Below are 20,603 nucleotides of genomic sequence, written 5' to 3'. Positions count from 1 at the left end.
TCTCCAGGCTAGGACACCTTGCCGGTCAGCGGGTCGCGATCGGTGAGGCAGTAGACCTGTCCGTACGGCGCCCGCATGACCGTCCACCACTCGAAGACGCCGACCGTCTCGGCGCCGAGCGCCTCATGACGGCAGGTCTCCGAGGCACGGTGGGCGACCGCGAGGTCGGGGTGTGCTTGGACCTCGCCGTCCGCGTCCTCGAGCAGCTGCAGCAGGATCCGGAGTCCGCCGTGCGCGTCGGGGTCGACGAGGCGTACGAACTCGGGGGACTTGGTCTGCTCCGGAGTCCGTCCGGTGACTGCTGCCCAGAAGGCGACCTCCTCGTCCCAGCGGCTGCGGGGGATGTCGATACAGATCTGGTCGACCACCCGCTCCGGCTCCGAGCGCGCGAACCGCGGGTCGGTCCCCTCGCCGAGGGTGTGGCAGAAGAGCAGTCCACCGGGGGAGCGCATCACCGGCACCCCGTCGTACGTCCATGCCGCTTGTGCCCCGAGGGACGTCGACCGCTGGACGGCGGCCTCGCGATCGGCGGCGTCGAGGTCGACATGGATCCGTGGCTCGTTCTCGTCGAGAGCCTGCAGCTTCAGCCAGGCATCGCCCGTCTGCGGTACCAGGGTGACGAACTGCTCGTCCTCGCCCCTGGGTGGCGAGACCGCCCAGCCGGTCGCAGCCGACCAGAACCCGACCGCCTCCTCCCACCGCGGGCGCGGCACGTCGAGGAAGAGATGGAACCAGGCAGGTACGCCAGCGGTGCTCATGTCTACCGACCCTACGCGTGCGTCGAGCCGTGCGCAGGCACACAAAGAGACACGCCGGAGCACGCCGCGAGTGCGGCGCGCCCCGGCGTGTCCGGGTCGGGGATCAGCCCTGCTGGGAGATCCCGAACTGTACGTTGCCGGAGGCATCCATCCCGGCGTCGAGGACCTTGTCGTCGAGCTCGGCGGCGGCGCCCTGGTCGAGGAAGACCCGTGCGCCCTCCTGCTCGATGACCTGGTCCTGGGCCTCGGCCTCGGGGACCAGCGCGGCGCTCAAAGCACCGTCCGGTTCTGCGTTGGAGGCGAGCCGGAGGCCGGCGCCCTGGGACTGCTCGGAGATCGAGCGGACGATCGTGGTGGCGTTCTCGGTCAGCTGAAGCATGTCGAGATCTTCCATGGTTGGGTACGGAGTACCCGCTCCACCATTCCTCACCGATCGGCCGCATTCAAGCCCGGCACCCCGAGGTCACGCGTCTGGCGCAGGTCTACGGGCACCGAATCGAGAGGACCTTTTGCTCTCGAATGCCACCGAGATGGGTGGTTTGAACGCGCTGTCGCGGGCCTACAATCAGGGCAGGACACAGTGTTTCCTCTGGCATTGGGCTGAGGAGGTGAATCAAAATGTCATCTGAAAACCTGTCCATTCAGGAACACCCAGACATCGCGGCACTTCGGGACCGGTTCGATCTGACCGGATCCTCCGCCACCGCCCAGGTGGTCGATGGTGTCACGATGCTGGCCGGCCTCTATCTGGCCGTATCGCCGTGGATCGTGGGCTTCAACACCACGGCATCTCCGCTGATGGTCAGCAACCTGATCATCGGTCTCGCGGTTGCACTGCTGGCGCTCGGGTTCGCGTCGGCGTTCGGCCGCACACACGGTCTGGCCTGGACCGTTCCGCTCATGGGTGCATGGGCGATCGTCTCGCCGTGGCTCATGAACGGCGTCGACACGACCGGAGGAATGATCGCTTCGAACGTCATTGTCGGAGCCGTCATCATGCTGTGCGGACTCGGCTCGTCCGGGTTCGGCACATTCTTCAATCCGCGTAGGTAACGTCCGCGGAATCGTCCCGAATCGACCGGCCGAGCGAGGAGCGCTCGGCCGGCCCCAGGTGGTTTCAGGTGACGGGGTTCAGCCCAGGTCGGCGCCGTACACCTTCCTGACCGCGATGGTGATGAGCACGCGGCGGTCCTTGACCATCACCTCGCGATACTCGTCCCAGTCGGGGTGCTCGCCGGCACCGCGACGGTAGTAGTCGACGAGCGCGTCGACCTCCGGTCCATCCGGAGCGGTGCCCGGGCCTGTCAGCGTGACGGTGCCCTCGGCCGTCGCCCAGGAACGCCCGCCCGGGCCGTCGACCTCGATCGCCGCCCGCGGGTCTCGGCGCAGGTTCTTCGTCTTCACCAGCCCCTCGCGGGTCGAGATGAGGATCTCGCCGCGCTCGCGGTCGTAGTACTGCCACACCGGCGAGAGCTGCGGGAGCCCGTTCGCCTTGATCGTGGCAAGGATCCCGTGGCGGGTCGTGGCGAGCAGCTCGTGCGGGTCGAACGTCATGGTGAAGCGCCTCCTCGTCGGGCGTTGCCCAGATGGTCGTTGCCTTCTAGAAGGCAACCGGACGCGACTTCCTTCCCGGGTCCCTAATTCGGAGGTGCGTCCCGCGCGGGTCGGCTAGGTTGCCGAGCACCCCGCACCGAAGGAGACCCCACATGCGTGCATTGATCGGCCGGATCCTGGTGGCGATGGGGCTGGTATCCCTGCTCCTCGTCACACCCGCCAACCCTGCGACCGCCACCGAGGACGACATCCTCGACCGCCTCCTCGCCATCGAGGGCGTCAGCCTCATCCAGGAGAAGCCGGTCACCGGCTACCGCTACTTCGTCCTGAGCTTCACCCAGCCGGTCGACCACCGGCGGCCCGACGGCGACACCTTCCAGCAGCGCTTCACGGTGCTCCACAAGGACACCGCCCGCCCGACCGTGTTCCACACCAGCGGCTACAACGTCTCGACCAACCCCGGCCGCAGCGAGCCGACCAGGATCGTGGACGGCAACCAGGTCTCGATGGAATACCGCTTCTTCACCCCGTCGCGCCCCGACCCGGCCGACTGGGACGACCTCGACATCTGGCAGGCGGCCAGCGACCAGCACGCCATCTTCAAGGCGCTGAAGCCGATCTACTCCGCGAACTGGCTCGCCACCGGCGGCTCCAAGGGCGGCATGACGGCCACCTACTTCGAGCGGTTCTACCCCCGCGACATGGACGGCATCGTCGCCTACGTCGCGCCGAACGACGTGGTCAACCGTGAGGATTCCGCCTACGACGACTTCTTCGCCACCGTCGGCACCCAGGACTGCCGCGACCGGCTCAACGGCGTCCAGCGCGAGGCGCTCGTTCGCCGGGAGGCGCTGAAGGCGAAGTACGCGGACCTGGCAGCAGCCGAGGGCTACACCTTCGACACCGTGGGCAGCCTGGACGCTGCGTACGAGATGGTCGTGCTCGACTACGTGTGGGCCTTCTGGCAGTACGCCGGCACCGGGCAGTGCTCGAACATCCCCGCCGACGCGGCGACCGCCACCGACCAGGCGATCTGGGACTCGATCGACTACTACTCGGGCTTCGGCTTCTACACCGATCAGGGCCTGAGCCCCTACACGCCCTACTACTACCAGGCCGGCACCGAGCTGGGCGCGCCGACGATCGGCTTCCCGCACATCGAGGACGAGCTCATCCGTTACGGCTACCAGCCGCCGCGCAGCTTCGTCCCGCGCGACATCGACATGCGGTTCGACCCCTCCGCGATGCGTGACGTCGACTCGTGGGTGCGCAGGCACGCCCACCAGATGCTCTTCGTCTACGGCGAGGCCGACCCGTGGGGTGCCGAGCGCTTCCGCCCGGGATTCTTTGCCACCGACTCCTACGTCTTCACCGCGCCGGGGATGAACCACGGCGCCAACGTGGCCGGTCTGGTCGCCGACGAGCGTGAGCTCGCCACCGCCCGGATCCTGGAGTGGGCCGGCGTCGCGACCGCCGCGGTCGAGGCCGACGCGACGAAGGCGAAGCCGCTTGCCACCTACGACGCCAAGCTCGACAAGCTCAACCTGCGTCAGGAGCGTCGCATGCGCTGAATCGGTTTGCGCTGAACCAGATCTGGTGACGGCGCTGTGCCTCGATCAGTCGAAGGCACAGCGCCGTCGCAGTTCTTGCGCCATAGACTCACTCCGCATGAGCGACGAGGCGATGCGCATTCCTGCCTTCGTTCGCTACTGGACCGCTTCTACGACGGGCTCGTTCGGCACCGCGGTCTCGACCGTCGCGATTCAGGTGCTCGTCGTCCAGGTGCTGGTCGCCACTCCGGCGGAGGTCGGGTTCGTCAACGCAGCCAGGGTGCTGCCGTATGCCTTCTTGGGACTGTTCGCCGGCGTCCTGGTCGATCGGGTTCGGCGCAGACCACTGTTGGTCTGGTCGAACGCGGCTCAGGCGGTCGCTCTGCTGGCGATCCCGGCGCTCTGGCTGGCCGACGCGCTCTCGTTGCTCGTCGTCGCTGTCGTGCTCTTCGTAGTCGGGGCGCTCTCGGTCGTCGAGATCGCGGCGCGGCAGTCCTTCCTTCCCCGCCTGGTGCCGATGCGAACGCTACTCTCGGCCAACGCCCGCATCGATCAGGGCGACACCGTCGCGATGACATCGGGCCCGGCCCTCGGCGGCGGGCTGATTGCCGTGATAGGAGCGCCGCTCACGATCCTCGCCGACGCGCTCACCTGTGCGCTCGGTGCGGTGATGAACGCTCGGGTACGCGTCGAGGAGCCGCCGCTACCGCGTCGACCGAGCACGCCGGCCCAGGTGCTGGGCGACATCGGCGTCGGCGTGCGCTACATCTACCGCCATCGCACGATCGCCCCGCACGCGGTCTCCACGCACATCTGGTTCATCGGCAACGCGATGGCACTGACCGCGTTCGCGCCGTTCGCGCTGCGCGAAATGGGCCTCGGCGCGGTGGCGTACGGCGTCGTCCTGGCGTTCACCGGCGTGGGCGGCCTGATCGGAGCCCTGGTGGCCGTCAGAGCCGGGATCCGCCTGGGTGCAGGTGGTGCCACACTGCTCGGGTTCGCTCTCGCACCGGTGGCGTGGGGAGTCTCGGCGCTGGCACCGCCGACCGCGGCCGGCCTCGTGATCCTCGGTGCAGTCCAGCTCCTGGCGGGCCTCGGCATGGGCGTCTCGAACTCCAACTCTCTGGGCTATCGGCAGGCCGTGACACCGGATGAGCTCCAAGGGCGCATGAACGCGACCATCCGATCCGCGAACCGCACCTGCGCGGTCGTGGGTGCTCTGGCCGGCGGTCTGGTGGGCCAGCTGCTGGGACTCCGACCTGCGCTGTGGGTGGCCGTGACGGTCTTCGTGATCGCAGCCGTAGTCGTGGTCGGTTCGCCGCTGCGTACGGCCCGCCACGACTGAGACCTTGGTGCGAGGGGCTTGTCTTCGAGCGCGCTCGAAGCCGTAGCGTCGAAGGTATGGATCTTGGACTCCACTACTTCACGTTCACCCACCCCGAGTGGGAGACCACGCTCGCCGACAAGCTGACCGAGACAGCCCGCATCGCAGACGAGGGTGGCGTCGACCTGCTCACCGTCATGGACCACTGGTTCCAGATGGAGCAGGCCGGCGGCCCCTTCGAACCGATGCTCGAGGGCTACACCACACTGGGCTACCTGGCCGGGATCACCGACAACGTACGCCTCAGCCTGCTCGTCACCGGCGTGACCTACCGCCACCCGGGGCTGCTCGCCAAGACGGTCACCACCCTCGACCGGCTCTCCGGCGGCCGTGCGCTGCTGGGCATCGGCGCGGCGTGGTACGAGCGTGAGCACCAGGGCCTCGGCGTGCCCTACCCGCCGACCGCCGAGCGGTTCGAGCGCCTGGAGGAGACCCTCGAGATCTGCCGCCAGATGTGGTCGGACAACGACGGCGCCTACGAGGGCAAGCACTACCAGCTCGCCGAGACGATCTCGCTGCCGCAGCCCGTCAACGGCACGGTGCCGGTCCTGATCGGTGGGGGCGGAGAGAAGAAGACGCTCCGCCTGGTCGCCAAGTACGGCCAGGGCACCAACCTCTTCGGCGCCGCCAGCCCCGAGGCGGTCGCGACCGTCAAGCACAAGCTCGACGTGCTGCGCGGGCACTGCGACGACCTCGGCACCGACTACGACGCGATCGAGAAGACCATGCTCTTCCAGGGTCCCGCGGTCGAGGACCCGGACACGTTCCTGAAGTCGATGGAGGAGTACGCCGCCCTCGGGATCACGCTCGTCGGGCTGATGCCGACGCCGTACGTCGACCCGGTTCCCTGGGCCACGGCCGCCGTGGACCTGGTGCCGCGGCTGAAAGAGATCTAGAAGGCCCGCTCCGGTTGGCCAGAGGCGTACACTTGTTCTAACCACGCTTCCAGCCGGGCTCGTCGAGCTCGCAGGGCAGCACGAAAGGTGATCGTCATGACGACGTCGCCGACAGAGGAGCACACGACCGCAGTTCGGGTCGGGCTTCGGATCCGCCTCGACAACAGCTTCAGCTCGGGGCCGCTCGATGGCGCTTGGTGGCCACAGTCACGCGACCTCCAGGAGGAGGCCGCTGACCTGATCGACCACTTTCCCCATCGCGTGGGCCGGATCTCGCGGCTGTTGTACTCCCGGCCCGACTGGGACTCGGGCGGGGGAGCGTCGAGCGCCCACAAGATCCGCGCCGCACGCGGGTTCGTTAAGGTGGGCTCGTTCCCGTCCGACGACACCCACCTCGTGGTGCTGTCGATGGCCTCCGGTTATCGGCTACGCCTGCTGGTGGTGCCTCACGACACCAACGCCGAGCGTGCCGAGGAGATCATGGAACAGGCGGCAGACGACCGGAACACCCAGCGCCCGGCGCAGCTGCTGGGCCTCGATGGCCCTGACCAGAGCCACATCGGTCAGCAGATCTGGGACGACGACGGTGCCCATTAGCTGTCCGCTCCCTGATCGACCTGTGCCTCCCATGCCGAGGTGGCGGCCCGAGTAGAGCGGCGCGGCTGAGAGCCTCCGGGAGGCTACGTCACATCGGAGCCCGGGCGAGCCCGAGGCCGACGCACGCGGACAGCAGCCCCATCCCACCGAAGATGATCCCGAAGACGATCGCGCAGCCGGTGCCTCCGCCGGATCCCGCGATCATCGACTTCGACGGGTCGAGCGGGTTGACCACGATGTCCAACGGCGGCACCGTCCCGTCCAGCCGGAACCGACGGTCGGGCAACGTACCCGAGCTCGCATAGGTGCCGCCGTCGGGACCGCGATACTCATAGTGCGCGATCAGCCGGGTACGGCTGCCGTGGTCGCCGCTCGAGGTCGTCCTCGTCTCGACCTCGCGGATCGTGGCCTGCCACGGAGTCCAGCTCGAGAGCCGCTGGCGGCTGATGATCGACCAGACCACGATCCACACCCCGATGCCCGCGAACAGCAGGCCCATCCCCGCGAAGATCCAGCCGAAGAACATCCAAGTCTCCCTTCGCCCGAGGCGAGAGCCGCCTGATGGCAGGAGGCTACGTCATCGCAGCGGGCTCGCGGGCTTATCGGGCTCGCTGGAGGGTCGCCGCCACGACGGCACGTGTCTCGGCGGGGTCGATGACGTCGTCGATCTCGAACACCCGTGCGGCGTTGAGTGCGCTGGCCTGCTTGCGGTACTCCTCGGTGAGGGCGGCCACCCGCTCCTCGCGCTCCGCCTCGGGCATCGCGGCGAGCTCGGCGGCCATGGAGAGGCGTACGGCACCCTCCAGGCCCATCGGGCCGAGGTGGGCGTCGGGCCAGGCGACGGTGAGCAGCGGGCGGTGGGTGCTGCCGCCGAGCATCGCCTGGGCGCCGAGGCCGTAGCCGCGGCGCAGGATCACCCCGACCAGCGGCGTCGAGAGCTGGGCGCCGGCGACGACCATCCGGGACGCATGCCGGACCAGGCCGCCGCGCTCGGCCTCGGGACCGACCATGAACCCAGGGGTGTCGACCAGCGAGACGACCGGGAGACCCCAGCGGTCGCACAGCGCGAGGAAGTCGGCGGCCTTGACCGATGCGTCGCTGGTCAGCGCTCCGGCCAGGTGGGTGGACTGGTTGGCGACCACGCCGACCGCGATCCCCTCGATCCGCGCAAGCGCGGTGACCAGCTCCGGAGCAAACGCCTCACGGAGCCAGGTGACCGAGTCGAGGTCGGCGAGCGTCTCGACGACGGGGCGTACGTCGAAGGCCTCCCGGTCGTTGTGGGGGAGGATCGTGCGCAGGTCGGTCTGGTCGACGGCATCGCCGCTGTCGGCGTTCGGCTCGAGGCAGGCGAGGATGCTGCGTACTGCCTCCACGGCAGCCGCCTCGTCCTCGACGACCAGGTCGATGACGCCGTTGGCGGTCTGGTCCTTGACCGGCCCGATCTCCTCGGGGGCGAAGGTGCCGAGACCGCCGCCCGCGATCATCGCGGGGCCGGCCATGCCGAGGTTGGCGTCGGGCGTGGCGATGCGGAGGTCGGCGCAGCCGGCGAGGACCGCGTTGCCGGCGAAGCAGCGCCCGGAGACGACAGCGATCCGCGGCACGACGCCCTCGAGCTCGCCCCAGAGCGCGAACGAGCCGACGTCGAGCGCGGAGACGAGCGGGATGTCCGTGTCGCCGGGGCGACCGCCGCCGCCCTCGGTGAAGAAGACGGTCGGCAGCCGCATCCGCCCGATGATCTCGATGAGGCGGTCCGACTTGCGGTGCCCACGCATCCCCTGGGTGCCGGCCATCACCAGGTAGTCGTAGGACAGCACCGCGCACGGCTTCCCGTCGATCGTCGCGGTGCCACCGATGATCCCGTCGGCGGGCGTCTCGACGACGAGGTCGGCCAGGTCGCGACGCTGCTCCTGGGCCGCGGTGATGAACCGCCCGTACTCGACGAACGAGCCCGGGTCGACCAGGTCGGCGATGTTCTCCCGAGCCGTACGCCGTCCCTTGCCGTGCCAGCGGGCGACCTTGTCGGCCCGCGCCGCGTCCGTGGTGAGGAAGCGGCGCGCGTGCAGCTCGGTCAGCCCGGTCGCGGGTGTGTCGTCGGTCACGCGGACACGATAGGGAACGCCGGGTCGGGAGCCTCGAGCACCCCCAGCAGCCGCTGGAGCACGCCGAGGTCACCGGAGTGGTCGATCCCGTCGAGGCTCCGCGTGCCGAGCAGCCCGGCGAGCCGGCGTCGGGTGAGGGTCAGGGTGAGGTCCCTCGATGGCACTGCTGGTGTGAGTGGGGGAGACCCGGGCCTGCAGCCCGAGCGGACCGAGCTCGCCTGGCGGCGTACGCACCTCTCGTTCGTCGTCGCCGCGCTCGTCGTCGTCCGTCATCCACTGACCGACGGTCAGCTGTGGTGGCGCCTCGGCGCGGCACTGGCGGTGGCCGGACTGGCTGCGTACCTGCTTCTGGGGCGTCGTCGCGTCCTCGCCACCGCCGCGGTTGCGACCGTGATCGCACTCGTCGAGGTGCTCGGGATCGCGGCCTCTGCGTAGCCGCCCTTGAATTCGCCGCGTCGCCGAGTAAGCATGATTACATGCTTACAAGTGAGTTGCGCGGGTGGTTCAGCGGACGGCTGCCCGATGGTGTGTACGACGAGATCGTCGATGTGGTGGTCGACCGCGAGGAGATCACCGTCGTCGGGCGGATCCAGGAGCCGAAGACCGCCGAGGGTGCTTCGGACGAAGAGCGGGCAGCAGCCAACGAGGGGAGAGCGAGCGAGTTCCGCGAGCGTACCCGCGAGGACCGGATGGCCGTGGCGCGGCAGGCGGAGCGGCGGTTCGACCGGAAGGTCTCCTGGGGCGTGGAGATCGGGGGAGAGCGGCACATGTTCACCACCGTCTCCGCGCCGGTGATGACCCGGCTGCGTCAGCCCGAGCGCAAGGTCCTCGACCTGCTGGTCTCCGGCGGCGTCGCCCGGAGCAGGAGCGATGCGCTCGGCTGGTGCGTCAAGCTCGTCCAGCAGCACTCGAGCGAGTGGCTCGAGGAGCTCCAGGAGTCGCTGGTCAACGTCGAGCGGGTACGTGCCAACGGTCCCGACAAGGGATGAGACCTCCATCGGGGCCGGCCCGATCGAGGTCTCGACAGCGCTGTCGCGTAGAGGTCGTCAGTCGACGGGCTCGCCGAAGGAGTGGGTGCCCGGGAGAGCGATTGTCGCCAGGGTGTCCTCGTCGGTGACCGAGATGCTCGACCACGTCGACACCGTGTGCTTCGCCGTCTGCCCCCTGGGGCAGTCGAGGACCGTGCCAGGGGCGGGTGCCGTCACCGTCAAGGAGCCGGTCACGTTGCCGTTCCTGGCCGCCTTGAACTCGCCGGACTTCGAGTAGTCACCGCTAACCACGGTCTTCTTGGGGTCATCCGGATTGTGGCCACCGCGGTTGACGCACTGATAGGTCGCGTCGAGGTGAGCGGTCACGGTGATCGTCTCGACCGCGCCGCTCTCGAGGCCGGCCTCCTTGAACGCGACGGTGACCGAGGAGAGGTCGGCGTCGGTGACCTTGGTCAGGTGCTTGATGAAGTGCGGGCTGCCGCTCGCCGATGCCGGCGTAGCAGCCAAGACCGTCGCGCTGGCGGCGACCGCGATCGCCGTGCAGATGCTCTCGATGCGCATGCTCATGTTCCCCCGATAGACGAATGTGCTGGGCGCAGTTGCTCGGACGCCGGGAGTCTGACACCTCGATTCGAGGCGGAGCCATAGTCATTTCGGTTCATTTGGACGCTTGCGGCAGGAAAGCCAGGCGAATAAGTCCTAACGCACTTGTGATGATCGATCCGGTCCATCTCGGCGAGATAGATGTGGCGTTCGTCGCCGGCACTGCTGACCTTCGTCCTTGCGGCGCCCGACCCGGCAGGGCAACGATCGAATCGGAGCCATCGGCGCCCAGATGCGGGGTGATCGCGCGATGTCCGGACCCGCAGCACCGCCACCTACCCAGGAGGGTGCATCGGCCCGCCGTGTCCTGCGTACGGGCTGGGTGGTGTTCGCGCTTCTTCCTGTCGCGTTCGTGGCGGCTGAGATCCTGGGTGATTGGCTGCTCTCCGTTCAGGGATACTCGAGCGGAGACGAAGACGTGCCCACGGCCGTCGGCCTCAGAGCAGGACTCCCTGCGGTCCTGGTGCTGATCACGCCCCCGATTGCCGGAGCGTGGTGTGGCCGCAAGGCTGAGCGTCTTGGTCATCCAGGAGGTCGCCCGCTCTTCATCGTCGGAACTGTGGTGGCGGCAGCCTCGGTCTTCCTCAACCTCGTGCAGGTGCTCGCCTCACGGATTCTCGAGCTCTGACCCGGCAACCGCGAGTCGCTGGATCGTCAGCTCGCCCCGGGACGGGCGACGCGTCGCCCCGGGGTGCGGATCACCAGCCGTCGGACAGGATGGCTCCATGGACTCTGAGAGTGCGCGGCGCTCGGCCGCCGTCGTCGGAATGGCCACGCTGCCGATAGGGGCGGCGATCCTTCTCAAGCCGGAATGGGTGGGCCGGACGTTGAAGCTCGGCGACCATCCGGTGGCGCTGCGCGTGATCGGTGCCGCCGATCTGGCGCTCGTGCCGGGCCTGCTCAACGGCCGCCGCAGACTTCCCTGGATGGCGGCTCGGGCCGGGCTCAACGTGGCGATCGCGGCGTACTGCGCTCATCTCGCACGCAGCGAGGGCACCATCGGGCCCAAGGTCGCGGCGTCGGCGCTCGTGTTCGCGACCGCTGCCGACGCCCGCACCATACTCGCGCTGCGTCGCGGCGAGGATCGTCCGGGCGCTACGTCCTGAGGCAACCCTAGGGCTTGATGTTCTGGTTGTGGCTGAACAGGTTCCCCGGGTCGTAGGTCTGCTTGATCTGCTTGAGTCGCGCGTAGTTGCTGCCATAGGTGTCGGTGACGCGGCCCTGGTCGTCGTCGGACATGAAGTTCACGTATCCGCCGGCCTCGGAGTGCGGCGTGAGGGCGGCGGCGTAGTCGCGGACCCAGGCGATGTTGGCGGCGTCCTCGGAGGCGTCGGGCCAGGCGGAGACGATGACCGTCGAGAAGGTGGCGTGCCGGTAGGAGAACGCGGTGTCCGTCGCGCCGACGCGGGAAGCGGCACCGTTGATGGGGTACAGGTGCATGGTCGAGCTCGCGTTCGGTGCCTTGGGTCCGTGAGCCAGGTGCACGTCGATGGCCTCGTCGGTCAGCTCGGTGACGTAGTTGCCCTTCCAGTAGCTGCGTACGCCACGGGGGAACAGGTCGTCGAAGGCGCCGTTGAGCCACGGATACGGCATGGGCTCCACGAGCTCGCCCACGCGCGGCGCGAGGTCGCGGAACGGTTGCATCGCCGCCTCGCCCTCCTCGATGGGACCACTCCAGTGGACGACGGCGACGCAGAACGTGTCGCCGTGTCGCTCCTCGGGAAGGAACGGCAGGGGAGGGGCCACCTGGAATGCCGGGAAGCCGCCGCACCGCTCGTCGGCTTCGGTGACCCAGGTGCGGAAGAGGCGCAGCAGGTCGCCGGCATGCTCGATCTCGTAGAAGAAGAGTCCGACGACCACCTGGTCCACGGGGTGCAGGTCGAACTCGAAGGCGGTGACGACTCCGAAGTTGCCGCTGCCTCCACGGAGCGCCCAGAACAGGTCCGGGTTCTCGGACTCGCTGGCGCGACGCAGCTGCCCGTCCGCGGTGACGACGTCGGCCGAGCGCAGATTGTCGATCGTGAGCCCGAAGCCGCGGGTGAGGTAGCCGATGCCGCCACCGAGCGTGAGGCCGCCGACGCCGGTCGTCGACACGATCCCGCCCGGCACGGCCAGGCCGTGCGCATGCGTGGCGTCGTTGAGGTCGGCCAGCGTCGCGCCGCCACCCACACGAGCGGTACGAGCGGCGGCGTCGACCTCGACGGAACGCATGGGGGACAGGTCGATGACCACGCCGTCGTCGATCGTCCCGAAGCCCGGGGCGCTGTGCCCGCCGCCGCGTACGGCCAGCGGCAGGCCGGCGTCTCGTGCGAAGTTCACCGCGGCGATGACGTCGTCTGAGTTCTCGGCCGGCACGACAGCGGCCGGTCGACGGTCGATCATGCCGTTCCAGACGGCTCGAGCGACGTCGTAGTCGGAATCCTCGGGCGTGATCACCCGGGTCACGTGCTTGCGAAGTTCGTCGATGGATGTCATGTCGCCAGCGTCATCCGCTGCAGTCGGAACGATCTGTCCTGAAGCACCACGTCATCGAGTTCCGGTACGCAGCCCGGAAACCCCGGGGGACCAGCTCAGAGAAGTGCTTCCTCATGCAAGTTGACATAATGTGCATTATCGGCGACTGGATACCGAGCGGCGAGGCCGTCCTGCGATCGTTAGAGTGCACTGCTGTGACAGAGGACTTCGACCCGGTTGCGTACAACCGTGTCGCCTGGGACGGACTGGTCGACAGCGACAACGAATGGTCTCGGCCGGTCGGTCCCGAGGTCATCGCCCGGGCACGTGACGGCGACTGGTCCGTCGTGCTCATCGGTCATGAACCGACGCCGCGCGAATGGCTGCCTGCCGAGCTGTCCGGCGTCCGTCTGCTCTGTCTCGCGTCCGGCGGCGGTCAGCAGGGTCCGATCCTCGCGGCAGCGGGCGCCACGGTGACCGTCTTCGACAACTCGCCCAAGCAGTTGGCGCGCGACGACGAGGTGGCCGCTCGTGAGGGCTTGGTGCTGCGCACCGTGCTCGGCGACATGCGTGATCTGGGAGTCTTCGACGACGCCGACTTCGATGTCATCGTCAACCCTGTCTCGAACGTGTTCTCCCCGGACCTGGCGCCGGTGTGGAACGAGGCGTTCCGCGTGCTGCGTCCTGGCGGAACGCTTCTGACGGGATTCATGAACCCGGACGTCTACATCTTCGACGAGGTGGCGCTCGACCGGCAGGAGCTGGTGGTGCGTCACCGGCTGCCGTTCAGCTCGCTCGACCTCTCCGAGGCCGATCGCCTGCGCGCCTACGGAGATGGCCCGATCGAGTACAGCCACTCGCTGACCGAGCAGATCGGCGGGCAGCTGGCCGCCGGGTTCGTCCTGACTCATCTGACCGAGGCTCCGCACCACGCGGACGTCACCGCGCAGCACCTGTCGGCCTACATCGCCACCAGAGCGGTCAAGCCGCCCGTCGCCCCGGTTCACTGAGGTTCCCCGGCCGCTGTCTCGCGCAGCACCTCACGCGCTGGCGAGAGCAGGACGGCATCGCGGGTGTCGGCGGCGGTCGCCTTGACGTAGATCCCCGTCGTCTTGAGGTCCTCATGACCGAGCAGGCCCTGGACGGCAGGCACCGGTACGCCGGAACGGATCAGTCCCTTGGCGGCGCTGTGCCGAAAGGCATGCGCGGCTTCGCCAGGCTGCTTCGGGACGCCGGCGAGGCGGATCCAGGTCTCGACCAGGTGGTTGAGCGCGCCCGGACGCAGCTGCTTGCCCGAGGTCAGCACGAACAGGCTGTCGGCGGCGTCGCGAGCGCCGAAACGTGTCTCGAGCTCGGCGAGATAGAGGTCGACGGCGTCGACGGCTTCCGGCGGCAACGGCAGGTTGCGCTGCTTGTCGCCCTTGCCGATGACCCGCACCAGTGTCTCGCCGTCGGGCTCACGCCGGATGGAGCCGACGGTCAGTCCGCACAGCTCGGCGGCCCGTACGCCGGTGGTGACCAGCACCGCGAAGATCGCCCGGTCACGGGCCGGCCAGCGGCGCCGGTCGGTGCCTTCGCGCGGCGTCGAGGCGACCCGTGCCAGCCGGCGGAGCTCGTCGACGCTCCAGCCCGCGGGCAGACGGCTCGGCCGCTCGGGTGCCTCGATGCGCAGCGTGGGGTCGACCAGCAGGTGTCCCTCGAGCTGCAGCCAGTGCGTGAAGAGCCGCAGCGTGCCGACCCGGCGCTGACAGGTCGCCGCGGCCGAGTTCTCGCGCAGGGACCTGTAGGCGATGCGTACGTTCTGGTCGGTCAGCGCCGAGATCGGGACCAGCGCCAGCACGTCGGCGTCAGGCTCGCCACCGGCGTCGACGTGCAGCTGCCGGGCCCAGGCGGCGATGTCCTGTCGGTAGGCGTTGCGCGACTTGTCGTTGAGCCCGCGCCGAGTGAGCGTGGCCCGGTCGGTCAGGAAGTCCTCCACCACGTCGCCGAACATCACACCATCGTCAGGTACGCTCACATCCCCCGATATTACACTCTTTTCGAACATTTCTGCGATAGGGGGTACTATCGCGGATCTCGGGCGAGGTGGCAGACTCCAGCCGTGCCCGACACCGCTGTGACTCACCACACCGAGAACGTCAACGGGATCGACCTGCACTGGGTGGAGTCAGGGCCCGCAGCCGGCCGGCTCGTGATCCTGGTGCACGGGTTCCCGGAGTCCTGGTACTCGTGGCGGCACCAGATCGCCGCGCTCGCCGACGCGGGCTACCGGACGGTCGCGATCGACGTGCGTGGATACGGCGGCTCGTCGAAACCGAGTGTCATCGAGGACTACCGTATGCTGCGCCACGTCGGCGACAACGTCGGCCTGGTGCATGCTCTGGGTGCGGAGACGGCCACCATCGTCGGACACGACTGGGGCGCTCCCATCGCCTGGACATCGGCGCAGCTGCGGCCGGACGTGTTCACCGCTGTGGCCGGTCTGTCGGTGCCGTTCAGTCCCTCCGGGCGCCGTCGGCCGACGGAGGCGATGGCCCAGGCCGGCGGTGACGACGAAGACTTCTACATCTCCTACTTCCAGACTCCGGGCGTCGTCGAGGCCGAGATCCTGCCCGACGTACGCCGCTGGCTGCTGGGCATCTACTACTCGATCTCGGGCGACGGCGTGCTCGCCGCCGGTAGGGGTCCGCGCGGGGCGCTCGGGCTGGTGCCACGTGGCGATCGGCTCTCTGACCAGTTCGTCTACCCCGTCGAGATGCCCGAGTGGCTGACCGAGGCCGATGTCGACTTCTACGAAGGCGAGTTCGCCGGCTCCGACTTCTTCGGTCCGCTCGCCCGCTACCGCAACATCGATCGCGACTGGGAGGATCTCGCGCCCTTCAGCGACGTGCCGATCACCGTGCCGTCGCTCTTCGTCGCCGGCGAGTACGACGGCCCCGCGATCACCGGTCGCCGTCAGATCGAACGTTTCGACAAGACCCTGCCCGGACTCACGCGGTCGGTGGTCCTCCCCCGGTGTGGGCACTGGGTCCAGCAGGAGCGCCCTGCGGAGACCAACCAGCTCCTGCTCGAGTTCCTCACCTCGGCTTCCCGGCACAGCTGATGCAGGTGCGGGCCACCGGGCGCGCTTCGAGCCGCCCTTCGGCGATCGGCCGGCCGCATTCCTCGCAGATCCCGTACGTGCCCGCGCCCAGGCGCTCCGTGGCCGCGTCGATCTCGGCGAGATGCTCTCGCGCCTGACGTACGAGTGCTTGGACCTGCGACCGCTCGAAGGCGATCGTCGCTCCCTCCGGATCGTGCTCGTCATCGGCGTTGGTGTCGCGCGAGGCCGCGACGACTGCCGCGAAGTCCTCGCGCAAGTCCGCCAGGCGCGCGAGCGTCTGCCGGCGCTCCGCCTCGAGCCGTACGCGAGCCTGTTCCATGAGGAAGCTCAGGCCAGCGAGCCGACGAGCAGCGCGACCACGGCGAGCAGCGGGACGACGCCCTGCTTGAGTGCCGCGTCGCGCTTGTCAGGAGACGAGACGAGCAGCACCGTCGCGGCGGCTGCCATCGACCCGGCGCCGGCGAAGACCAGCGCTGCACCGGCAGCCGTGGAACCGGCGGCGACGAGAACGATGCCGACCGCCGTGACGATCGCCAGGAACAGGTTGTAGAAGCCCTGGTTGTAGGCCAGCTCCTTGGTCGCTTCGGCCTCCTGTGCACTCGTCCCGAAGACGGCGCGCGTCTTCGCGCTCGTCCAGGTCAGCGACTCCATCACGAAGATGTAGACGTGCACCAACGCAGCAAGCCCGGCGAGCACCAACGCCACAACGACCATCATGGGCAGAGACTAACCGGCTCGGAGGCGCTCGGCTGACTCCCTCCCCGAGGCGCCTCCGCGGTGGTCAGCACGTGGCCGCGGACGTCGAGGCCATCCGAGCGGCCCGGTAGGTCAGAAGCGCACCGGGAACAGCTCGGTCCGGGCGACGGCGGCGTCGCGATCGGCGGCCAGCGACGTACGCCGTTCGTCGTTCAGGTAGCCGTCGAGCGAGGACTGTCGCGGGAACCGGAAGAGCTGGACCTCGTCCGGCTGGCCGGGTGTGTCGGCGAGCGCACGCTGGACCACCTCTCCCCCGTGCTCCTGGATCAGCTGGAGGACACGGTCCTCATAGGCATGCAGGGCGTCGGCCTCTCCGTCGTGCGCCCACAGCAGGCAGCACAGCAGGATCGGGCCTTCAGGTGATCGTGCCGTCATCGTTGCTCAGCACTCCTCTCGGTCGAAGAACGGGGTCGGCCCGCTTGTCCCAGTCGGTTCAGCACCGCCCGCAGAGGCGGCCATCGGTCACGGCCGCGGCGGGTCACGGCGAAGGCGCGCAGGCGCACCGTGGGGTCGGTCAACGGCCGCACGGCGACGCCGCGGCGGGAGGTGCGTCCGCGCGGCAACAGCGCGAGTCCGTGCCCGGCGAGGATGAGGTCGTCCACGAGCTCGAGCGCGTCGACCCGGTGAACGACCCGAGGGGTGAATCCCGCCATCGATGCGAGCGTACGCAGCACCTCCTCGTCGGCGGTGTGGCGCGAGTTCACGATCCAGTCCCGGTCGGCGAAGGTCGCCAGCGGGGCACGTGGCTCCTGGGACGGCACGCCGAGGCCCCAGGTGACGTCCCACAGTGGAAGGGAGTCGTAGTCGCTGCTCCAGGAGGCGGGAGCGACGTTGTAGTCGTAGACGAGCGCCAGGTCGACGTCGTCGCGTGCGAGCAGTCCCAGCGCCTCGGGTGGTTCGTGTTCGCGCAACCGCACCTCGATGCCGGGGTGGTCGTGCCGGAGTCCGTCGATCGCGGGCATGAGAGATCGTCGGATCGCGGTGGCGAACCCGGCCACCCGAAGCACACCGGCGGGCTCGGCGTCCGGGTCGAGGTCGAGGCGAGCGGCCTCGACCGCCGCGAGGATGGTGACGGCGTGCTCGGCGAGGCGGTGGCCTGCAGGAGTCAGGCGTACGCGTCGGCCGTCGGGTTCCACGAGGGCCGTTCCGACCTCTCGTGCGAGCGCTGCGACCGCTTGCGAGACGCTCGACGTGCTGGTGCCGAGCTCGGCGGCGACCTCGTGCATCGAGCCGAGACGCGAGAGCTCGAGCAGCATCCGAAGTCTGCGTACGTCCACCGGGTCATTGTTTCGATATCGCGAACATATTGTCCAGCAATGTCACGTGGACACGAACGGATTCCGTGGCTTCACTGGAACGCATGACCACCTCACACTCCGCCCGCAACGGTGCCTCCATGGCGATGGCAGCCATGCTCTGCGTACAGCTGGGCCTCGCGGCGTCGGTGGGTCTGATCGACCAGCTCGGCCCGGCGGGAGTGGCCTGGTTGCGTCTGTCCTGGGCCGGCATCCTTCTCCTGGTCCTCGTCCGTCCGCGCCCTTCGACCTTCGGCCGGGAGACACTGCTGTGCGGCATCGCGCTCGGTGTGGTCACCTCCGGCCTGACGCTGCTGTTCATGGCTGCGCTGGCCCGGCTCCCGCTCGGCACCGCCGCCGCCCTGGAGTTCCTCGGGCCGCTGGGGGTCGCCGTCGTCCGCAGCCGCGGCACCGCACGTGCGTGGGCGCTCGTGGCCGCCGGTGGTGTGCTGTGCCTGACCCAGCCGTGGAACGGCGCAGTGGACGTGCTCGGTGTCGCGTTCGCTCTGAGCGCGGCAGCCTGCTGGGCGTCCTACATCCTGTTGACCCAGCGAGTCGGCGACGCGGTCAGCGGCATCGGTGGACTCGCGATCTCCATGCCCGTCGCGGCCGTGGTCGCCACCGTCGTCGTCGGACCTGGCATCGTGGAGCGGCTCACGCCCGAGCTCCTCCTTGCCGGCCTGGGCCTGGCACTCCTGGTGCCGGTGGTGCCCTTCGCCCTGGAGATGATGGCGCTACGTCGCCTCACCGCCGGTGCGTTCGGAACGCTCATGGCGCTCGAGCCGGCGTTGGCACTGGTGATCGGGTTCGTCGCTCTCCACCAGGCGCCGAATCTCGTCGCCGTGCTCGGGGTCGGGCTCGTCGTCGCGGCTGGAGTGGGGGCCGAACGTGCGGGCGGCCGCAGCCCGGCCGTCGAAGGTGGCACTCCCCCGGCTCAGCGCCTGGACGCGCCCGTGGCGATCCGTCCGCCCCAGACCTCACAGGTTCCGTAGGTGCGCTCCTCGGCCAGGATCATCCCTCTCCTCGGTTCATCGGGTGGTCGGGTCCGGGACCGTCGGGGTGGGTGAGGTCGTAGGCGGCGGAGACCTTCTTCGGTACGCAGAGCCGCCAGGCGTCCACGACGAACTCGCACGCCTCGATCGGGTCGAGCTCACCGAGGGACGACTCGACCCAGTTGAACCGCATCTCCGACTCCCGGGGCAGATGGAACTTGTGGGGCGCGCCGGCGACCAGCGCGGCCCGCTCCTCCTTCGGGAAGCCGAAACCCATCTCGGTCTCGTCCAGGGAGAAGGCGACGTAGACGATCGAGCCGACCCGGAACTTCAGTCGGCCGCGTACGAAAACCTCGTAGGACCTCTCGAGGCTGGAGGCGAGCCACCGGACATCTTCCACGGTTGCCATGGTCCGGAGCGTACCCGTGTCTCCACGGCGACGGCGTCCGTTACGGATCAGTTAAAACCCTCCGGTGAGGGACAAATCTGCAAGCGTTACATTCCCGTGCAATGAAATTTGGTGTTGAGTCAGCGTTCAAATCCGGGCCCCAGACCCCGTGGGCCCGGACTGAGTGAGAGGACCCTCATCACATGACGTTGAACCGTTCAGCTCGCATCGCAGCCACGGCGATCAGCCTGGCGCTCGGTGCCGCCTCGGTGGCCATGACCGCCGTCCCGGCAGCGGCGTGGGCACCGCAGGAGTCGAAGGCTGCCTGCCTCGAGCCGGCCGGCCATGACGAGGCCGACGCCGCCCGAGGTGGCTCCGGCGGGGACCACCGCGACATCTCCGCGGCGGAGCAGCAGCGGATCGAGGCCCGCACGGCGGCGATCCTGGCCAAGAAGGGCAGCAGTGCGCGCACCGCGGCCACCGTTCCCGTCTACATCCACAAGATGCTCGGCACGGACGGTTCCGGCGACGTGACCCAAGCGCAGATCGACGCACAGATCGCCGAGCTCAACCAGGACTTCGCCGGTCAGGAGCTGGCCGGCACGGCTGCGGACACCGGTTTCACGTTCACGCTCGCCGGCGTCGACACCTACTACAACAACCAGTGGCACAAGGACCGCCAGTCGACGACCTACCGCACCCAGACCCGCCTGGGCGGCAAGAACGCACTCAACATCTGGCTCGTCGACTTCGGCTACCTCGGCATCGCGACGTTCCCGTGGGACTACGCGCGCAACCCGGGCATCGACGGTATCCGCGTGCAGTACTCCTCGCTCCCCGGCGGCTCGGCCACCAACTACGACCAGGGCAAGACCGCGACCCACGAGGCCGGCCACTGGTTCGGGCTCTACCACACCTTCCAGGGCGGCTGCACTGCGACCAACGACGAGGTCGCGGACACCCCGGCTCAGTCCAGCTCGACCTCGGGCTGCCCCACCGGCCGTGACTCCTGCAGCCTGCCGGGCCTCGACCCGATCCACAACTACATGGACTACAGCTACGACAGCTGCTACAACCAGTTCACCCCGGGTCAGAGCACTCGGATGGACCAGATGTGGGCGGCGTACCGAGCCTGATCATCGGGCCTGATCATCGGGCCTGACCATCACCACTGCTCGCCCGGCG

27 protein-coding genes are annotated in these 20,603 nt (G+C 68.8%); 13 read left to right on the top strand and 14 right to left on the bottom strand.

All coding sequences use genetic code 11. The features are described from left to right. Positions 1-8: 8 nt before the first annotated feature. Both OG984_RS06735 and OG984_RS06730 read right to left on the bottom strand, forming a co-directional pair. Positions 9-758 carry a VOC family protein gene (locus OG984_RS06735; protein WP_328530828.1) on the bottom strand — a complete coding sequence of 250 codons (750 nt, stop codon included), beginning with the start codon at positions 756-758 and terminating at the stop codon, positions 9-11. 103 nt (positions 759-861) lie between these two features. Beyond that, positions 862-1,137: a hypothetical protein gene (locus OG984_RS06730; RefSeq protein ID WP_040755562.1), complete on the bottom strand. Its 276-nt coding sequence runs from the start codon at positions 1,135-1,137 to the stop codon at positions 862-864. A 239-nt stretch (positions 1,138-1,376) separates the two neighbouring features. Between OG984_RS06730 and OG984_RS06725 the strand changes: the two genes are divergently transcribed. Continuing rightward, positions 1,377-1,811, top strand: coding sequence for an SPW repeat protein (locus tag OG984_RS06725; protein ID WP_328530827.1), 435 nt, complete (start codon positions 1,377-1,379; stop codon positions 1,809-1,811). Positions 1,812-1,889: 78 nt separating this feature from the next. Here OG984_RS06725 and OG984_RS06720 read toward each other — a convergent pair whose 3' ends face one another. Then, positions 1,890-2,312, bottom strand: coding sequence for a PPOX class F420-dependent oxidoreductase (locus tag OG984_RS06720; protein ID WP_328530826.1), 423 nt, complete (start codon positions 2,310-2,312; stop codon positions 1,890-1,892). 152 nt (positions 2,313-2,464) lie between these two features. Between OG984_RS06720 and OG984_RS06715 the strand changes: the two genes are divergently transcribed. The 4 genes from OG984_RS06715 (at position 2,465) to OG984_RS06700 (ending at position 6,739) form a co-directional block, all read left to right on the top strand. Continuing rightward, entirely contained in the window at positions 2,465-3,883 is a 1,419-nt protein-coding gene (locus tag OG984_RS06715) for an aminopeptidase (RefSeq protein ID WP_328530825.1), read from the top strand. A 97-nt stretch (positions 3,884-3,980) separates the two neighbouring features. Continuing rightward, positions 3,981-5,207, top strand: coding sequence for an MFS transporter (locus OG984_RS06710; RefSeq protein WP_328530824.1), 1,227 nt, complete (start codon positions 3,981-3,983; stop codon positions 5,205-5,207). Positions 5,208-5,263: 56 nt separating this feature from the next. Further along, positions 5,264-6,142, top strand: a complete 879-nt coding sequence (locus OG984_RS06705) for an LLM class F420-dependent oxidoreductase (protein ID WP_328530823.1) — start codon at positions 5,264-5,266, stop codon at positions 6,140-6,142. Between the two features lie 96 nt (positions 6,143-6,238). Continuing rightward, complete coding sequence (locus OG984_RS06700; protein ID WP_328530822.1) at positions 6,239-6,739, top strand: DUF5994 family protein; 501 nt, start codon at positions 6,239-6,241, stop codon at positions 6,737-6,739. An 88-nt stretch (positions 6,740-6,827) separates the two neighbouring features. Here the strand turns inward: OG984_RS06700 and OG984_RS06695 are convergent, their stop codons facing one another. From OG984_RS06695 to OG984_RS06685, 3 genes are all read right to left on the bottom strand, one after another. After that, positions 6,828-7,265: a DUF3592 domain-containing protein gene (locus OG984_RS06695; RefSeq protein ID WP_328530821.1), complete on the bottom strand. Its 438-nt coding sequence runs from the start codon at positions 7,263-7,265 to the stop codon at positions 6,828-6,830. A 73-nt stretch (positions 7,266-7,338) separates the two neighbouring features. After that, entirely contained in the window at positions 7,339-8,838 is a 1,500-nt protein-coding gene (locus OG984_RS06690; protein WP_328530820.1) for an acyl-CoA carboxylase subunit beta, read from the bottom strand. Beyond that, positions 8,835-9,002, bottom strand: a complete 168-nt coding sequence (locus tag OG984_RS06685; protein ID WP_328530819.1) for an alkyl sulfatase C-terminal domain-containing protein — start codon at positions 9,000-9,002, stop codon at positions 8,835-8,837. The genes OG984_RS06690 and OG984_RS06685 overlap by 4 nt, the downstream gene beginning before the upstream one ends. A 7-nt stretch (positions 9,003-9,009) precedes the next feature. On the opposite strand from OG984_RS06685, the gene OG984_RS06680 reads away from it, so the two are divergent. Beyond that, positions 9,010-9,273, top strand: coding sequence for a DUF202 domain-containing protein (locus OG984_RS06680; protein ID WP_328530818.1), 264 nt, complete (start codon positions 9,010-9,012; stop codon positions 9,271-9,273). A gap of 41 nt (positions 9,274-9,314) precedes the next feature. After that, the gene (locus OG984_RS06675; RefSeq protein WP_328530817.1) at positions 9,315-9,827 is read left to right on the top strand and encodes a hypothetical protein; all 513 of its coding nucleotides are present in this window, start codon (positions 9,315-9,317) and stop codon (positions 9,825-9,827) included. A gap of 57 nt (positions 9,828-9,884) precedes the next feature. Here the strand turns inward: OG984_RS06675 and OG984_RS06670 are convergent, their stop codons facing one another. Beyond that, the gene (locus OG984_RS06670; RefSeq protein WP_328530816.1) at positions 9,885-10,394 is read right to left on the bottom strand and encodes a hypothetical protein; all 510 of its coding nucleotides are present in this window, start codon (positions 10,392-10,394) and stop codon (positions 9,885-9,887) included. A gap of 286 nt (positions 10,395-10,680) precedes the next feature. On the opposite strand from OG984_RS06670, the gene OG984_RS06665 reads away from it, so the two are divergent. Next, positions 10,681-11,058 (top strand): hypothetical protein, encoded by a 378-nt coding sequence (locus OG984_RS06665; protein WP_328530815.1) that lies wholly within the window; start codon positions 10,681-10,683, stop codon positions 11,056-11,058. A gap of 97 nt (positions 11,059-11,155) precedes the next feature. Then, positions 11,156-11,536 carry a hypothetical protein gene (locus tag OG984_RS06660; protein ID WP_328530814.1) on the top strand — a complete coding sequence of 127 codons (381 nt, stop codon included), beginning with the start codon at positions 11,156-11,158 and terminating at the stop codon, positions 11,534-11,536. Between the two features lie 7 nt (positions 11,537-11,543). On the opposite strand, the gene OG984_RS06655 is transcribed toward OG984_RS06660, so the two are convergent. After that, positions 11,544-12,905 carry an FAD-binding oxidoreductase gene (locus tag OG984_RS06655; protein WP_328530813.1) on the bottom strand — a complete coding sequence of 454 codons (1,362 nt, stop codon included), beginning with the start codon at positions 12,903-12,905 and terminating at the stop codon, positions 11,544-11,546. Positions 12,906-13,099: 194 nt separating this feature from the next. On the opposite strand from OG984_RS06655, the gene OG984_RS06650 reads away from it, so the two are divergent. Next, a complete protein-coding gene (locus OG984_RS06650; RefSeq protein WP_328530812.1) occupies positions 13,100-13,894 on the top strand; it encodes a class I SAM-dependent methyltransferase in 795 nt (264 codons plus the stop codon). On the opposite strand, the gene OG984_RS06645 is transcribed toward OG984_RS06650, so the two are convergent. Continuing rightward, entirely contained in the window at positions 13,888-14,901 is a 1,014-nt protein-coding gene (locus OG984_RS06645; RefSeq protein WP_328530811.1) for a tyrosine-type recombinase/integrase, read from the bottom strand. The genes OG984_RS06650 and OG984_RS06645 overlap by 7 nt on opposite strands. A gap of 84 nt (positions 14,902-14,985) precedes the next feature. Between OG984_RS06645 and OG984_RS06640 the strand changes: the two genes are divergently transcribed. Beyond that, positions 14,986-15,987, top strand: coding sequence for an alpha/beta fold hydrolase (locus OG984_RS06640; RefSeq protein WP_328530810.1), 1,002 nt, complete (start codon positions 14,986-14,988; stop codon positions 15,985-15,987). Here OG984_RS06640 and OG984_RS06635 read toward each other — a convergent pair. The 4 genes from OG984_RS06635 to OG984_RS06620 form a co-directional block, all read right to left on the bottom strand. Next, positions 15,962-16,306 carry a TraR/DksA family transcriptional regulator gene (locus OG984_RS06635; protein ID WP_328530809.1) on the bottom strand — a complete coding sequence of 115 codons (345 nt, stop codon included), beginning with the start codon at positions 16,304-16,306 and terminating at the stop codon, positions 15,962-15,964. The two genes, OG984_RS06640 and OG984_RS06635, sit on opposite strands and share 26 nt — an antisense overlap. Positions 16,307-16,314: 8 nt before the next feature. After that, complete coding sequence (locus OG984_RS06630) at positions 16,315-16,704, bottom strand: DUF1304 domain-containing protein (RefSeq protein WP_328530808.1); 390 nt, start codon at positions 16,702-16,704, stop codon at positions 16,315-16,317. Positions 16,705-16,815: 111 nt separating this feature from the next. Continuing rightward, on the bottom strand, positions 16,816-17,118 hold the full coding sequence (locus tag OG984_RS06625) for a hypothetical protein (RefSeq protein ID WP_328530807.1): 303 nt from the start codon (positions 17,116-17,118) through the stop codon (positions 16,816-16,818). Further along, positions 17,115-18,020, bottom strand: coding sequence for a LysR family transcriptional regulator (locus OG984_RS06620; RefSeq protein WP_328530806.1), 906 nt, complete (start codon positions 18,018-18,020; stop codon positions 17,115-17,117). Before OG984_RS06620 ends, OG984_RS06625 begins: the two co-directional genes overlap by 4 nt. Positions 18,021-18,103: 83 nt before the next feature. On the opposite strand from OG984_RS06620, the gene OG984_RS06615 reads away from it, so the two are divergent. Next, positions 18,104-19,030, top strand: coding sequence for an EamA family transporter (locus OG984_RS06615; RefSeq protein WP_328530805.1), 927 nt, complete (start codon positions 18,104-18,106; stop codon positions 19,028-19,030). Positions 19,031-19,049: 19 nt separating this feature from the next. On the opposite strand, the gene OG984_RS06610 is transcribed toward OG984_RS06615, so the two are convergent. Next, positions 19,050-19,439: an MmcQ/YjbR family DNA-binding protein gene (locus tag OG984_RS06610; RefSeq protein ID WP_328530804.1), complete on the bottom strand. Its 390-nt coding sequence runs from the start codon at positions 19,437-19,439 to the stop codon at positions 19,050-19,052. Between the two features lie 182 nt (positions 19,440-19,621). Here OG984_RS06610 and OG984_RS06605 point away from each other — a divergent pair, with 182 nt between their 5' ends. Then, a complete protein-coding gene (locus OG984_RS06605; protein WP_328530803.1) occupies positions 19,622-20,554 on the top strand; it encodes a zinc metalloprotease in 933 nt (310 codons plus the stop codon). The last annotated feature ends 49 nt before the right edge of the window (positions 20,555-20,603 follow it).

The sequence above is a fragment of the Nocardioides sp. NBC_00368 genome (assembly GCF_036090055.1).
Classification (GTDB): Bacteria; Actinomycetota; Actinomycetes; order Propionibacteriales; family Nocardioidaceae; genus Nocardioides.
This window is presented reverse-complemented; position numbering and strand designations above follow the sequence as displayed.

Bases quoted from the DNA above. Each gene is read 5' to 3' on its own strand.
- OG984_RS06735 (WP_328530828.1), bottom strand. From the start codon at position 758: ATGAGCACCGCTGGCGTACCTGCCTGGTTCCATCTCTTCCTCGACGTG.
- OG984_RS06730 (WP_040755562.1), bottom strand. From the start codon at position 1,137: ATGCTTCAGCTGACCGAGAACGCCACCACGATCGTCCGCTCGATCTCC.
- OG984_RS06725 (WP_328530827.1), top strand. From the start codon at position 1,377: ATGTCATCTGAAAACCTGTCCATTCAGGAACACCCAGACATCGCGGCA.
- OG984_RS06720 (WP_328530826.1), bottom strand. From the start codon at position 2,312: ATGACGTTCGACCCGCACGAGCTGCTCGCCACGACCCGCCACGGGATC.
- OG984_RS06715 (WP_328530825.1), top strand. From the start codon at position 2,465: ATGCGTGCATTGATCGGCCGGATCCTGGTGGCGATGGGGCTGGTATCC.
- OG984_RS06710 (WP_328530824.1), top strand. From the start codon at position 3,981: ATGAGCGACGAGGCGATGCGCATTCCTGCCTTCGTTCGCTACTGGACC.
- OG984_RS06705 (WP_328530823.1), top strand. From the start codon at position 5,264: ATGGATCTTGGACTCCACTACTTCACGTTCACCCACCCCGAGTGGGAG.
- OG984_RS06700 (WP_328530822.1), top strand. From the start codon at position 6,239: ATGACGACGTCGCCGACAGAGGAGCACACGACCGCAGTTCGGGTCGGG.
- OG984_RS06695 (WP_328530821.1), bottom strand. From the start codon at position 7,265: ATGTTCTTCGGCTGGATCTTCGCGGGGATGGGCCTGCTGTTCGCGGGC.
- OG984_RS06675 (WP_328530817.1), top strand. From the start codon at position 9,315: ATGCTTACAAGTGAGTTGCGCGGGTGGTTCAGCGGACGGCTGCCCGAT.
- OG984_RS06670 (WP_328530816.1), bottom strand. From the start codon at position 10,394: ATGAGCATGCGCATCGAGAGCATCTGCACGGCGATCGCGGTCGCCGCC.
- OG984_RS06665 (WP_328530815.1), top strand. From the start codon at position 10,681: ATGTCCGGACCCGCAGCACCGCCACCTACCCAGGAGGGTGCATCGGCC.
- OG984_RS06660 (WP_328530814.1), top strand. From the start codon at position 11,156: ATGGACTCTGAGAGTGCGCGGCGCTCGGCCGCCGTCGTCGGAATGGCC.
- OG984_RS06655 (WP_328530813.1), bottom strand. From the start codon at position 12,905: ATGACATCCATCGACGAACTTCGCAAGCACGTGACCCGGGTGATCACG.
- OG984_RS06635 (WP_328530809.1), bottom strand. From the start codon at position 16,306: ATGGAACAGGCTCGCGTACGGCTCGAGGCGGAGCGCCGGCAGACGCTC.
- OG984_RS06630 (WP_328530808.1), bottom strand. From the start codon at position 16,704: ATGATGGTCGTTGTGGCGTTGGTGCTCGCCGGGCTTGCTGCGTTGGTG.
- OG984_RS06625 (WP_328530807.1), bottom strand. From the start codon at position 17,118: ATGACGGCACGATCACCTGAAGGCCCGATCCTGCTGTGCTGCCTGCTG.
- OG984_RS06615 (WP_328530805.1), top strand. From the start codon at position 18,104: ATGACCACCTCACACTCCGCCCGCAACGGTGCCTCCATGGCGATGGCA.
- OG984_RS06610 (WP_328530804.1), bottom strand. From the start codon at position 19,439: ATGGCAACCGTGGAAGATGTCCGGTGGCTCGCCTCCAGCCTCGAGAGG.
- OG984_RS06605 (WP_328530803.1), top strand. From the start codon at position 19,622: ATGACGTTGAACCGTTCAGCTCGCATCGCAGCCACGGCGATCAGCCTG.